At 33.2% G+C, this 13,938-nt stretch carries 15 protein-coding genes; 9 read left to right on the forward strand and 6 right to left on the reverse strand.

Annotation, left to right across the window (positions count from 1 at the left end):
* Positions 1 to 390: 390 nt before the first annotated feature.
* The gene (locus tag BK137_RS07590; protein WP_038181706.1) at positions 391 to 627 is read left to right on the forward strand and encodes a DUF3977 family protein; all 237 of its coding nucleotides are present in this window, start codon (positions 391 to 393) and stop codon (positions 625 to 627) included.
* Between the two features lie 42 nt (positions 628 to 669).
* On the opposite strand, the gene BK137_RS22260 is transcribed toward BK137_RS07590, so the two are convergent.
* Together BK137_RS22260 and BK137_RS07595 are read right to left on the reverse strand one after the other, a co-directional pair.
* Positions 670 to 813 (reverse strand): hypothetical protein, encoded by a 144-nt coding sequence (locus BK137_RS22260; RefSeq protein ID WP_164491921.1) that lies wholly within the window; start codon positions 811 to 813, stop codon positions 670 to 672.
* A gap of 377 nt (positions 814 to 1,190) precedes the next feature.
* The gene (locus BK137_RS07595; RefSeq protein ID WP_038181705.1) at positions 1,191 to 2,048 is read right to left on the reverse strand and encodes a S16 family serine protease; all 858 of its coding nucleotides are present in this window, start codon (positions 2,046 to 2,048) and stop codon (positions 1,191 to 1,193) included.
* A gap of 363 nt (positions 2,049 to 2,411) precedes the next feature.
* Between BK137_RS07595 and BK137_RS07600 the strand changes: the two genes are divergently transcribed.
* The 3 genes from BK137_RS07600 (at position 2,412) to BK137_RS07610 (ending at position 4,840) form a co-directional block, all read left to right on the forward strand.
* Positions 2,412 to 2,744: a PadR family transcriptional regulator gene (locus BK137_RS07600; RefSeq protein ID WP_038181702.1), complete on the forward strand. Its 333-nt coding sequence runs from the start codon at positions 2,412 to 2,414 to the stop codon at positions 2,742 to 2,744.
* Between the two features lies 1 nt (position 2,745).
* Positions 2,746 to 3,312 (forward strand): hypothetical protein, encoded by a 567-nt coding sequence (locus tag BK137_RS07605; RefSeq protein ID WP_038181699.1) that lies wholly within the window; start codon positions 2,746 to 2,748, stop codon positions 3,310 to 3,312.
* 235 nt (positions 3,313 to 3,547) lie between these two features.
* A complete protein-coding gene (locus tag BK137_RS07610) occupies positions 3,548 to 4,840 on the forward strand; it encodes an arsenic transporter (RefSeq protein ID WP_038181695.1) in 1,293 nt (430 codons plus the stop codon).
* Positions 4,841 to 4,974: 134 nt separating this feature from the next.
* Here the strand turns inward: BK137_RS07610 and BK137_RS07615 are convergent, their stop codons facing one another.
* Positions 4,975 to 5,460: a general stress protein gene (locus tag BK137_RS07615; RefSeq protein WP_038181693.1), complete on the reverse strand. Its 486-nt coding sequence runs from the start codon at positions 5,458 to 5,460 to the stop codon at positions 4,975 to 4,977.
* Between the two features lie 234 nt (positions 5,461 to 5,694).
* Positions 5,695 to 5,844, reverse strand: coding sequence for a YjcZ family sporulation protein (locus BK137_RS07620; RefSeq protein ID WP_076035318.1), 150 nt, complete (start codon positions 5,842 to 5,844; stop codon positions 5,695 to 5,697).
* A gap of 370 nt (positions 5,845 to 6,214) precedes the next feature.
* On the opposite strand from BK137_RS07620, the gene BK137_RS07625 reads away from it, so the two are divergent.
* From BK137_RS07625 to BK137_RS07640, 4 genes are all read left to right on the forward strand, one after another.
* A complete protein-coding gene (locus BK137_RS07625; protein WP_038181691.1) occupies positions 6,215 to 7,618 on the forward strand; it encodes an HD domain-containing protein in 1,404 nt (467 codons plus the stop codon).
* A 209-nt stretch (positions 7,619 to 7,827) separates the two neighbouring features.
* Positions 7,828 to 8,751, forward strand: a complete 924-nt coding sequence (locus BK137_RS07630) for an LCP family glycopolymer transferase (RefSeq protein ID WP_143691024.1) — start codon at positions 7,828 to 7,830, stop codon at positions 8,749 to 8,751.
* Positions 8,752 to 8,975: 224 nt separating this feature from the next.
* Positions 8,976 to 9,485: a hypothetical protein gene (locus tag BK137_RS07635; RefSeq protein WP_235175692.1), complete on the forward strand. Its 510-nt coding sequence runs from the start codon at positions 8,976 to 8,978 to the stop codon at positions 9,483 to 9,485.
* A gap of 152 nt (positions 9,486 to 9,637) precedes the next feature.
* A complete protein-coding gene (locus tag BK137_RS07640; RefSeq protein WP_081730044.1) occupies positions 9,638 to 10,327 on the forward strand; it encodes an alpha/beta fold hydrolase in 690 nt (229 codons plus the stop codon).
* A gap of 945 nt (positions 10,328 to 11,272) precedes the next feature.
* On the opposite strand, the gene BK137_RS07645 is transcribed toward BK137_RS07640, so the two are convergent.
* The gene (locus BK137_RS07645; protein ID WP_038181682.1) at positions 11,273 to 11,644 is read right to left on the reverse strand and encodes a hypothetical protein; all 372 of its coding nucleotides are present in this window, start codon (positions 11,642 to 11,644) and stop codon (positions 11,273 to 11,275) included.
* Positions 11,645 to 12,220: 576 nt separating this feature from the next.
* Between BK137_RS07645 and BK137_RS07650 the strand changes: the two genes are divergently transcribed.
* Positions 12,221 to 12,643: an NUDIX hydrolase gene (locus BK137_RS07650; RefSeq protein WP_038181678.1), complete on the forward strand. Its 423-nt coding sequence runs from the start codon at positions 12,221 to 12,223 to the stop codon at positions 12,641 to 12,643.
* 176 nt (positions 12,644 to 12,819) lie between these two features.
* Here the strand turns inward: BK137_RS07650 and BK137_RS07655 are convergent, their stop codons facing one another.
* Entirely contained in the window at positions 12,820 to 13,923 is a 1,104-nt protein-coding gene (locus BK137_RS07655; RefSeq protein ID WP_038181675.1) for an ABC transporter substrate-binding protein, read from the reverse strand.
* Between the last annotated feature and the right edge of the window lie 15 nt (positions 13,924 to 13,938).

Consider the following 13,938-nt stretch of genomic DNA (forward strand, 5'->3'; position numbering starts at 1 on the left):
ATATTATAAATTCAAAAGAATCTATAAATAAAATAGCGAATTTAATAGAAAAAGTGGGTTACACTATAACGTTTTAGAACACAGAGATACACAAATCTATTTTTCATGAACGCTCACAGCAACCAAAATATGCGAATGAATACTTTTGAACCATTGATACATAAGCGTTTGTGAAGGTTTATTCACCTGTATTTTTATTGCAGAAACTATACATATTAGGACGAATAAAGGAAAATTAATATAATTTTTGTAAATATTTGTCACTTATTGGAATAAGGTTTGAGTTTTGATATGTTACTATTATTTTTACCAATCTATTTTTTTCCGATAGGTAAGACAACAAATACTATTTACATTTAGTGATTAACAAAAGTGAAGCGGTGATCAAAAATGAAATTTATTGAAATAGGAATTGGCAACACGTGGATTGTTAGGACAGAGACAGAATTAGAGGACGGTTCTGAATTTGAGGAACGAGGTATAATAGGACCGATTATTTTAAAATCGGTTTATCTTCGAATTTGGTTATTTAAAACGGTAGTAATCCTAGATTCAAAGGAAGGTTTAAAGAAGTTGAAAAAGAAGCGAAACTCCCTTAAGTTAGTATTGGGTATTCAAAGTAAATAAGATAAAGAAGGAAACTTCGCATTTATGTAATTAAAATTTGTGCTACAGCCGTTTACGAAGTTCTTTTAGTTCGTCACCTATTTTTTTTATTTCTTCTGTTTGCTCTAGAACATTATTATTTAATCTTCGTACAGCTTCAAATACAGCAAAAATCGCGCAAATAATTATAATCCCAATAACTCCCATTTTACACCTTCTTTCTAATTACATAATAGTACTTATCATAGATTAATTGGACTATTATGTAAATGCTATGCAGTTTATAGATAGAATAATTAGAGGATAGGTACAAATTATTTAAGAGGTGATAATGGAATGAAAAGAAATACAGTAATTTGGATAATAATCATATTAATTTTGATAGTAGTTTTGCCCCTATTAAACTGGATTTTATTAGACATTCAACCATGAGTAGCATGTTTACATAAAAGAAACTAAGGTGCATCATTTGAATTAGTTTTATAGATTCGTCTTGCTAATCAAGTCGAATGTTTCTCAACTTCTCTATTGTAGATAGACACTTAAGCATCCTGTATTGTTTATAAGCAGCAATACAGAATTCCTTATTTATTTTGTTCATTACTTGTATCGTTCAATTCATTAATCAGTCGAACTGCTTCTTCTACATGTGCCACATCAAGAATTTGTATGTTTAAATTTTGTTTCTGCTGAATTTCCAAAGCTTCTTTTCTATTTGCACTTGGAACGATCATCAATGAAAAACCGGATTTTTCAGCAATTTGCATTTTTTCTTTTAAAATCCCTATGGCTAATACGTCTCCCGTTTCGCTAATTGCCCCTGTAACAGCAATCTTTAAGTCATTTTGCAAATCGCCCCTCACAATAAGTCCTGTTAACGCTAAACCTAACCCAGCGCTACTTCCATCAATATGATCGTTATTTAAAAATTTGTTAATCCTTCCATGCTCTTGTCCTAAAAAATGATTCACGTTTTCTCTCATTTGTTCTACGCTATCTTTCCCAAGATGGAACCACTTCAATAATTGTCGGTTCTTACTTCCGTACCGGTCCGAATTGGTGATTTTAGTAATATCCAGATAGTCTATTTGTTGTTCTTTTAAAAGGTCTATAACAGCGTTTTTGTTTTCAGTAAATTGGAAATCAACTCGATTTACCCCTATTAAATAGATTCCTGAACCTTCGTATACTTCTAAAGGATCTGTATATCTGTATGCAGCGTGTGTGTATGCATCATAAAATATCAGAGGTATTTCGTAACAAAATAGTAGGGCCATCAACAATGTAATTAACACGACTTTTCGTTTGATAGCACATTTTTTCCGATACACAATAAGCGCAATCGATAAAATGATTAAGCTAAGCAATAAAATAACGACAAAAGAAACTCCACTGATCACATCTTGAAGATACAATAACAGTAATAAGAAATAATAGATCATCGTAAAAAACACATTCACTATATAAGGTAAACTTCTTTTGAGTTTAATGATAATACCTTCACTCCTCACTTTAGTGCAAGTATATTTTTAATTTCTAGAAAAATGCAGATAATCCCTTTGTTTTGGAAATTATCATTTTTTTCAATTTCACATAAAAAAACCGTTTGTACGTTTGTACAGCGTAGATTAACGCTTTATAAACGTTTTTTTTTGCCTATTGAACCATTATGGAGCATTGTTTCAATCTTAAAAGAAGGAACTTTTTATACCTTACTTTAATTTATACATTGCTTTATAAGGTATGAATGTTTTATAATCTGTTTGTACCTAACAAAGCAAGGTATTGTTGAAGGAGAGAATTACGTGGAAATTGATAAGGAGATATTACGAGGTTATATAGACACAATCATTTTAAGCTTGCTTTACCATGACGATATGTATGGTTATGATCTGAGTAAAGAAGTTAAAAAACAAAGCAAGAATTCATTCGAAATAAAAGAAGGAACTTTGTATTTATCTTTTAAACGTTTAGAGAAAAATGGCTATGTAACGAGTTATTGGCAAGAAGGAAGTGCAGCGGCTAGAAGAAAGTACTATCATCTCTCGAATACAGGAAAAGAGTATTTAACCCATAAAAAAGCGGAATGGCTTTTCATGAAACAATTAATGGATCAATTTTTGGAAGGAGTCGAGTAACATGACACTAAGTAAAGAAACGAAAAACAAAATCAATCAATTCGTGAAGCAGAATACCAAGCTAAGTGTAAGTGATAGTAAAGAGCTTACATACTTTGAAGAACTTGCGATTCAAGCGAATCAAAAATTAGGGGAGGCGAAGAAGACTGCTGCTAAATTTAAATGGTCTTCACAAAAGAATAATGAAGCACAAGAAGAGTTAATGAGTTATATGGACGATTATATTCAAGATTTAATGATAGAAGAAGGCATTTCTGAAGCAGATGCATTTGAAAAAGCTAAGGCATCGTTTGCAGTTGAAAATCCAGACAATCCTATGCTAGATAGAAATGCTAAATGGATGCAATATCTCGAACCAAATATTGAGGAAGCAATAGGGCTATATTACGCAGCATTTATGTTCATCGGTTTAACATTAGGTGCGTTAGTAGGGGTTATTTTACAAATGGTCGTTCTAAAAGAGAGTATTGGATTATTATTCTTTATTATCACGGGTATTGGTTTAATGATGGGGCTAGCTTTCGGGATGCTAAAAAATGCGAAAATCCGATTAAATAGCACAAATTAAAATAAAAATAAGAAAGAGCCTGTTTTGTTAGTCTTATCAAAACGAGGCTCTTTCACTTATTAATATATGTTGATATAGTTATAGAAGTAAGAAGAGGATTACGAAGCATAAACTTGTGTAATCCATTCGAGTAGAGCTTGATAGACAACATTTATAGTCAGGACAATAAATTATTACAATTAGAAATACAGGTCTTATGAATTTCTTGTTGAAAATGGAAGGTTGGACATAGAAATTGGCAATATTAGCGTCTTTGATTTTTTTAGTAACACTTGTACTAGTCATTTGGCAGCCAAAAGGATTGTCTATAGGGTGGTCTGCATGTGGTGGAGCCATCATTGCATTAATTTTAGGAGTAGTGGATTTTACTGATGTATTAGATGTTACATCGATCGTTTGGAATGCGACGTTAACTTTTATAGCAATTATCATTATTTCACTCATATTAGATGAAATAGGTTTCTTTGAATGGTCTGCACTTCATATGGCTAGGGCAGCAAAAGGAAATGGTCTTAGAATGTTTATCTATGTCACTGTTCTAGGAGCATTAGTAGCAGCATTTTTTGCAAATGATGGTGCAGCCCTTATTCTAACTCCCATTGTATTGGCTATGGTTCGAAACCTACAGTTTGACGGTAAAAAAGTATTTCCGTTTATAATAGCAAGTGGATTTATTGCTGATACGACCTCTTTGCCCTTAGTCGTAAGTAATTTGGTAAATATAGTATCGGCGGACTTTTTCAATATTAGTTTCTCTGAGTATGCATCACGAATGATTATCCCCAATTTCTTTGCACTTATTGCAAGTGTTATAGTATTGATTTTATTATTCCGTAAAGTTATTCCGAAGAATTATAACCCAACAGTATTAAAGAAACCTGTTGATGCAATTCGTGATGTCACAATGTTTCGTTTATCGTGGTACGTATTAGGAATACTGCTAATTGGTTACTTTTCAAGTGAAGCTATTGGTATTCCTGTATCATTTATTGCAATCCTTGTTGCATTGTTCTTTCTAATAATGGCTAGAAGAAGTAAAGCCGTTAATACCGGAACAGTTATTAAAGGGGCACCATGGAACATCGTTTTCTTCTCAATTGGTATGTACGTAGTTGTTTACGGTTTAAAAAATGTTGGTTTAACAAATGTTGTGTCTGATGTTATTCAATGGACAGCAAACCAAGGATTATTTGCTGCGACAATGGGTATGGGTTTCTTAGCTGCTATTCTGTCATCGGTAATGAATAATTTACCTACAGTTATGATTGACGCACTAGCTATTTCAGAGACTACTACAGACGGAGTTATACGTGAAGCATTGATTTATGCCAATGTTATTGGTTCTGATTTAGGACCAAAAATTACACCAATTGGCTCTTTAGCCACGTTACTTTGGTTACATGTTTTATCCTTAAATGAAGTCAGAATTTCATGGGGTACATATTTTAAGACAGGTATAATATTAACGATTCCCACGTTATTTCTTACATTGCTTGGTCTTTATTTATGGTTAGTAATTATTCATTAAAATGAAATTTTCAAATTAAAATACCTTCTTGCACAGTATAAACATCAAATTTACTGAGCTTGAAGGTATTTTAATTATTACGTAGTAATTAAAAGATTGACTAATCTATTTCAGTACTTTTTACTAAACTAATGTTAATACAATCGACGCATTGATTCAATCTCCACAATTCGCTCACGTCTGTCTAAAGAGTCCTCTCGGTCAATCATTTGTTCATCATGGTGAATGGGCTCGTCTATCATTGCACCTTTCTTATCAATTATTTTATCTGATTGCCCTAAATCATTAAATGGATCTTGACCAGTGACTAATATGGTTCCGCCAGCTTCTAAAATTCGTGTGTAATGTGCATTTTCTTCATCCGTTAATTTCAATTTCTTTAAACCTTCTTCAATAGCGGAGTCATCAGAAAACCATGACTTAAACTGGTCAACCCAATTGCCTGTAGGATGTCTTTTAATGTCCGAATCCCATTTTAAATTCGCAAATTTACTACTATCCTTAGTGAAAATGTGAATATTGTTGCTTATAATACCTCCTGAGCGTAATTCTTCAATTTTAGTTAATACCGCCTGAGTACCATAGACAACTACAATCTTTTGACTTAAGTTGTTTTGCATGTCAATTCCTCCTTAAATAATTATGCTCCTTAGTTCTTTACCCTTAATGGAAAAAGTATAAACGCAACCCAACTACTGTCATTTATGTACATTCTTTGTTTGAATTCTAGGTGTGCAGCCTTCAGTTAAGTACCTACTTCCTTCATTTTGTAAACATTAGAAAAGACAGGTTAAAAAAACCTGTCTTTTCTGGTGGATTATGATTTTTATCCAACAGTGTCCATAATAGCTACCTTAACAGTAGCCACCGCCACCGCCACCGTAACCACCGCAGTTCATGAAACTTGCGCCAATGATAATTAAAAGAATAAATAGAACGATAAGTAACGCGAAGCCTGATCCATTATTACGACCACCTTCGTACCCGCCATTGTCATTTCCCATATTGTACACCTCCTATACATCTGATAGTTCATTCTATGTCAAGATTGAAAGAGTGTTTGGGTTCATTGATTTAGTTTTATGAAATTATTTTAAAATTACCGAAAATAAAACCCGCAAGGTATTACACGTCTCTTTAATTATTAACTTCTTTCAGGTTGCTTACAGTAAATAGAAACGTTTATGCTATTGAATGTTTTATAGAAGGTGGACGACTAGTGGGCTTGTATCTTTTGAAATAGAGCATGTATTGACATAGAAATTAATAAGAAATTGCTTCATCAATAGTTGTCTATATAAAACTAATTACCAATACTTTTATTGGAAAATCAGCCCTAAATGTTATAATTATCTAAAAAACGGTGGGGATTTCATGATAAATGCTTTAAAAGCGCGTTTAATTCAAAAGAGCAATTATCTTACACAAAGTGAAATAGAGCTATTAGAAAAAGCTATTATTTTTGCTGAGAAAGCACATCATGGACAAAAGAGGGCTACGGGAGAGCCGTACATCACTCATCCCTTAGCTGTTTGCGAAATACTGTTAGAGTATAAGGCGGATATAACCTCTTTAATTTCAGCATTACTACATGATGTAGTGGAAGATACGGATATTTCTATTCATGAAATTCAACTTAACTTTGGTAAACAAGTTTCTACAATCGTAGAAGGATTGACCAAAGTTGAGAAAGGTCTACTTGAAAAAGAAGAGTACAGTGCAGTCAATACAGAAAAACTGCTAACTGCTTCTATTATTGATATTAGAGTAGCAGTTATTAAAATTGCAGATCGATTGCATAACATGAGGACTCTTTCAATAAAAAAAGTTGAAAAGAAAATCCCTTATGCAAATGAAACAATAATCTTTTTTGCGCCACTTGCTGAGCGACTAGGGTTATACAAAATTCAAGACGAGTTAGAGGCATTATCATTCAGTTATTTGAACCCACCCAAGTCTAATACAGTTCAAAAGTTAATAAACAACTACGCTAAAAAATTTAATGATATTTTTTTAATATGCTCTGATAAATTACAAAAGGAAGGTAATTCTCTAGTTATTGATTTGGATTGGGGTAAAGAACCGTTATATAGATCTTATTGTCTTTTACTAGAAGAACATGCCATATCTGATTTATTCTCCATAAAAGTAATTACAAATTTACCGCTGCATTGTTATACTGCACTTGGTATAATACATAATCTATATACACCAATAGAGGATCAATTAATGGATAATATTGCAATAGTGAAAAGTCCATTTTTAAAACATTTAAAGACCAAAGTACTTGTCGACAATATCGAAGTAAACTTCATCATTCAGAGTGAGTATGATAAAAATCTAAATGATACTGGGGTATTTGCCTTATTAAAGAGTGGTTTATCAAGTAGTGAAATAACGAATTTAAGTAGAAATTTGTTAGGGGACTCTATACACACAGTAAAATCTATCTCAAATTCGCCAATCGAATTTTATGATTTAATAGCTTTCGAATTGCTTCAAAGGGTAATTACAGTGTATACACCAAAAATGGATGTGATCTCTTTACCAAAAGGCTCAACTATTATTGATTTCGCTTTTTCATTAAATTCACAATTAGCTAGGTGTATGTCTGCTGCAATAGTAAATGGTAAGCGTCGCCCCGTTTATAAAGTACTAAATGATATGGATATTGTAGAAATAGTTACGACAAACAAAGAGATGGTCAAATCTGATTGGTTAATTCATGCTCAAACTTCGAAAGCTATTAAAGAAATAAATGAATTCCTGAAAATGTAATTATTTAATGATTTTAATATTGAGTTGCTGGAGCAGCTCTTTTTTATTGACGTTTCAAGAAAAATTTTTATAATATTCCTTGGCAACCATTTAAACAATTCTTTCGTTATAAGTATTAGATTTTACGCTTTTTATAAAAATTATGAAATCTAACGGTGATTCCAACAATAAAGTAGTTACTATATATCAGAAAGATTAGGTGAATGATTATGGAAGAGAAAAAGTGGTATAAACAGAAGAAATATCAAATTATACTTGGTATTGTACTGTTATTAGTATTAGGGGTAGGTGGCTACGCATTTAGCTTATATAATTCTTTCAATTCCGCTCTTGATAATATGCATCATCCTGTAGATAAAACAGATAAGAGAGAAAATGATATATCTATAAAAAAACAAGATCCTTTCTCTGTATTATTGTTAGGTGTAGATGAGAGAGCTAACGATTCAGGTAGATCAGATACAATGATCGTATTATCAGTCAATCCAAAAGAAGAATCTGTGAAAATGTTAAGTATTCCTCGAGATACAAAGACTGAAATTGTAGGGAACGGAACAGTAGAAAAAATTAATCATGCTTATGCTCGTGGCGGAGCAGAAATGGCCATTGCAACAGTCGAAAACTTCTTAGATATACCAATTGATTATTATGTGAAAGTAAACATGGAAGGCTTTAAAGATATAATTGATACGCTGAATGGTGTCACAGTTGTAAATGATATGGATTTGACCTACAAAAACTATCACTTCCCAAAAGGCGAGATAGAGCTGAATGGTAAAGAAGCGCTAATATTCTCTCGTATCCGATATGAGGATCCTCGTGGAGACTTTGGTCGTCAAATTAGACAAAAACAACTTATTCAAGCAGTTTTAGATAAAGGAACAAATCTATCATCGCTATTAAAAATAGATGATATTCTTGGTAATTTAGGAGATAATATTAAAACGAATTTCACATTGAAAGAAATGTTAAATATTCAGAAACAATATAAATCATTGAATAAAAATATAGAGCAAATTCAATTTGAAAAAGGTAGTGGAGGAAAAGAAGCAGGGGTATGGTACTATTACCCTGATGCAAATGAGCTAAGCGAAATTAAACAAACGTTTAAAGGTCATCTTTTATTAAAATAGAACCTATGTATTAAAATCCCGTATCCTTTGTGGAATACGGGATTTTTATATTTTATTCCATAACGAATAAATTCTAAAGATACATAAGTACTTGTAGAAAAAGGTCATATCGCCATTAAAAAAACTGTATAAATTAACAAGCACATTTTTCTTTAAGACGTTGAAGATTCTCAAATTGTAAAAAAAGAGGGGGAAATCACATAGATTTTGTTAGAGACTACGCAATGTACATGGCGATTTTCGGTGTGTTTGGATCAAGCTGGTTTGGCTGGGCACAGGAAAAACCGAGAGAAAGCTGGAGAAAGTTTTTAGGAATTGCTTCTGTATTCTCGCTTTTAGTTGGATTAGGAGGCATATTTTTAAGCGTGACAAATTGGCATCAACCAAGCGCATTGTCGGAAGCGGGAGCATACAAGAGTTACTTAATCTTCTTGTATGCCGAATTCTTCGTAGCAGGGTTCGGCGCTTTCTTATTGATTAAAAATAAAAGAAAAGACTACGTGGCTCCTTGGGTTGCCTTTATCGTCGGCATACATTTTATCGGGTTAAAAAGTATCTTCGAAGACGCCAGTTTATATCTCTTAGCAACTTTACTCATAGCAATCTCAATCATCTCAATATTTCTCTCTAAAAAGCTTAAAGTAGCCAATAGCGCTATAACCGGCATCGGAGCGGGTATAGTACTGTTTTGCTATGCAATATTAGGATTAATCCGTTTTATACTTGCTAACTAAATAGAAAACCTATCAGTTTCGGCTGGACGACATTTTTTTAAAAAAACAAAACCAAAAGGAAATATTCAAACAACCTCTGAAATATAGATGTATAGATAATAAAAAATATATCTGTTTTCAACAGACGAAAAACACCCTAGGAGATGATGAAATTGGAAATACAGGTGAATCAAATTGAATTAAATGGACTTACTTTTCAATATCGTGAGAGTGGGGAACCTTCTGCACCGCCGCTTGTAGCACTTCATGCGCTGGGAAAAAGTTCAGAATCTTGGGATCAAGTTGCTGCAGTATTAGGAGAGAATTACCGCATTTTAGCTTTAGATCAACGTGGGCACGGTGGGAGTGCGAGAACGAGTACATACACTTTTGAACTGATGTGCGAGGACTTGCTTCATTTTGCGAATGCTTTGAATTTAGAACGTTTTACGCTACTAGGTCATTCCATGGGGGGAACAGTATCCTATCTTTTCTCAGAGAATTTCCCAACAAGAATAGAAAAGTTGATTGTTGAAGATACTCCTCCTCCTTTTCCGGATAAGCAGATCGAGATTCCCTCTAACCCAACTAAGCACCTACCGTTTGATTGGCTAGTTGTGCCTTCTATTCTAAAACAACTTAATGAACCAAACCCCGAATGGTGGGCGCGCCTTGCGGATATTAACCAACATACTCTTATAATAGGCGGTGGATCCAGCCATATTCCTCAAAACAAATTACTCGAAGTTTCTAAATTAATCCCGAATTGCGAATTGGTGACGATAGAAGATGCCGGTCACTTTGTCCATGATGATAATTTACCAGTCTACTTAGCTAAGGTAAAAACTTTTCTTAATGCATGATTTTCTGATTGCTTTCACTGTTACCCCTGACTCTTTTTTAACAAATGGGCATGAAATTTTAACGAAATTATTATTATATTTAAGTGCAGTGAAGTAATTACCTCAAAAATTAAATAGTTTAAAATAACCCCGTACTTTAATTAGGACGGGGGTTATTTGTGTTTGAGTTTATATTAGTACTAACACTTTGCATTTGAAGGTCCAAAAAGGTTAATTATCCAACGCCTTATATTGTCAAAAGGTTCTGATTCACAGCCTTTTTAGAAAGACCAAAACAATGACAAAAAAACATTGTAATTTAGAAAAGTTAGTGACTTTACTATCCATTGAGTCGCAAAAAGACCAGATTAATTTATCAAATGCCAAAAAAGGCTTTATGAGCGTTTTTAAAGGGGTTTAATTAAAAGGGTAGGGAAGTGCTGTGTTTTAAAATTTAACATGGTTATGAATGTCCTAGCGGGCCTTAAAAGTACAGAGATATAGATAATGAGATGTTTTATCCTATTTAAAATAAATAATATTATTGTTAGGTGTTGTTAATCTTTATTAGAAATAACTTTACCTTGTGGTGTACTTATAGAATATTTTAAAAGTATTAGTTGGATAAAACTTTCTGAAAAATCTTAAGTAGATTAGAAAGGAGCATATTGGAAATCTAATGATGTTCTGGATATTCTTGCTGATAGAACTAAAGTGATCCAGAATGCCTCAGTATGTTAAATGCTTGTGAATGAGTTACTTGATCAACCGAATGCGTAAAATGTATAACTGGATAGTTTAAATGGATCTATGTATGAATTTAATGAACATCAACAAAACGCCATTTCACCATAAATTTCAAAAATATCTCACTGTTTCAAGTATACTTATGAACTGAAACGCAACTTCCTATAATGTATATTATGTTCGGGGCGTTCTGTGATTAAGAGTAAAAGTGGATTTTCATCACTCTACTCTATGTTTGTAACTCGTGTTTTTCACATCTTTTAGATCTATGTATTGTACGCTATATTCAATGACATCGTTTATATATACTTGATGTTGTTTCGCAAAAACCTTCAAAGCTTCTAAAAGATCAGCATCGTATGTTGTCTTATACTGTACTCGATCTGTCGGACGGGTTGCTTTATCATAGACGATTGTATTTTGATTTAATACTGCTTGTACACCTGATTCCAACAAGTAATTGATATGAGTATCATAATCATCAGCCATTACTTTTAGTTTTTCCAAAACCGCAGCACTTATATTCGTGCGAAATTTAACTCGGGCTATATCTGTTGCTTGAATCAATTTCCCATTTGATATTTTCCACATAAAAAACACCAACTCCTAGCTTATTTTTAATAAAAAGTGCCCTTTCCCCTAGTATACAAACGAGTGTTCTTATATGCAATAGTCAGGTTCTTATTACTACACGGAGATTTATTCAAAAAAATGGATGATACTCTGTATAGATAATGTATTTTTACACTATATAAGGTTAAATTACATTGTTTTAATGAGAAAAATGCCCTTTTTACGTGTGTAGAACATTTGTTCTTAGTAGCCAAAAAGGGCATTTTTTCTGAAAGAAATAAATGCTGAAAGATAAATTCATTACAAAAAAGCGTCTAGAAATTATATATTACCAAGTGAGTCCCTGCCCTAAATATACACCAAAGAGATTAGATGGTTTCTTTTTATCTATAAATTATTGGTACTAATTCGTTACCTCTGTTTTCTAACACTTATGACGACGTTACATATGTGCGGAGAGAAAAAGTATTTATTTTGAGTTAACCGCAAGATTCATAGATTAACAAGGGTTTAACTTATGTATTCATAAACTTTAAAGGAAAAGCTTTTAGTGAGAGAGAATATTAAAATAACGCTTAATTTGGAGGGAAGTTTATGTTTATCGTAAATGTTGAAGGTGCAATTTACAAAAATGAAAAATGGCTTTTAATAAGACGCAGCAAAAAGGAAGAACATGCTGGCGGCTTACTTTCTCTAGTTGGTGGTAAAGTTGAACTAGATAATACATCAACTGATGTATTAGAGAAAACATTAAAAAGAGAAATCTTTGAAGAAGTTGGTATTGAGGTTTCAAATCTTAGATATGTGAATAGTTCTTTTTTTGTTACGGAATCAGGATTAAACGTAATAGACATTGTTTTTCAATGCGATCACGAGTCTGGAGAAGCATATGCTAAGTGTATAGATGAGGTAGACGATGTTTATTGGATGTCGACAGAGGAGATTTTACATAACTCAGAAATACCAATTTATCTAAAGGAAAACATAAAGTTAGCTAAAAAGTTAATAGCTGTTTAAGTGACTTTATTGGTGAAAAACAGTTAGACAATGATATAAATGGCCGTCTAAGATAAAAAGTCGCTTTCCCCTTGTTGCGGTGAAAGCGACTTTAATTTATATAGACGCCCATAGAACGTTAAATTCGTATTATAGGCGGGAATCGTTGCAATTAAAACAAATCAGGCACGAGTAAATCAGTATTCGCCAAGGATTTTGACGGCTTTTTCTGTGAGTGAAGTGTCAATTGCTTTGTCGAAGTCGAACTCCCCTTGTGTTGCACCATTTGCTTTATACATATCATATTGCGCATGAATGTCATCAATACGCATTTTACCATCTGGATCAAGGCCAGTTACAAATACTTTTTCCCATAGCTTCGCATCTTTTAATGCTGTATGTTTTGTCATGATGTCGATGATTTGCTCTTTGCCCTCACCTTTGATGAACGCATCATTATAGTCACGTACCCCTTTTAAATAAGCCAACATAAAGCGAAGCGAAACGTCTTGCTCTTCTGTCATAAATTTAGGAGATGCTAATACTAATGCGATTTGAGAATCTGGCGCAAAATCTGTTGTATCTCCAAAACGTGTTAGTATGCCTTTTTCGATGCCTTGAGCGATTAATGGTTCAATACTAAGTGCAGCATCAATTGAGCCGTTGTCGAGGGCACCAAGCATGCTACCGAAGTCATTCATTAGTGTGAATTTAACATCCTTATCAGTCAATCCTGCATGTTCTAGCATTCTTTGATAGATATAGCCATCAATCGCGTTCTTTGCAGAGACGGCAATCTTTTTTCCTTTGAAATCTGAGTAGTCATTAATTTTACCTTTCATATGGTTACCAATTACAAATGAGAAATAGGATTTCCCTTGTACGTTATGCCCTTTATCTGCAATAATTTTAACGTCAATTCCCTGTGCAATTGCATTAAAGAAAGAGGCTGTTGATATTCCTCCTGCAATATCTACTTCACCCGCTGCAAGTGCAGGTAACATGTCATCACTATTTGCAAATTGAGCAAATTCTACCTCAATATTATAATCCTCGAAGTAACCTTTCTCTTTAGCGATATAAAAACCTGCCCCTGATGCCGCTCCGTCCTCGGCAATAACAACTTTCGTTTTTTTACTTAAAGCAGCCAAATCGCCTGACGGATTGTCTTTACTTATTTCGTTATTGTCTTTCGTTCCTGTAGTTCCCTTATTTCCTGTTTGTTTATCCGAACACCCCGCAACGAACATTGCAAGGATTAGGAATGGTATAAATAAACCTAACTTTAACCATTTTCGCATGTCATGCCCCCTTTT

It is taken from the genome of Viridibacillus arenosi, assembly GCF_001955655.1.
Lineage (GTDB): Bacteria > Bacillota > Bacilli > Bacillales_A > Planococcaceae > Viridibacillus > Viridibacillus arenosi.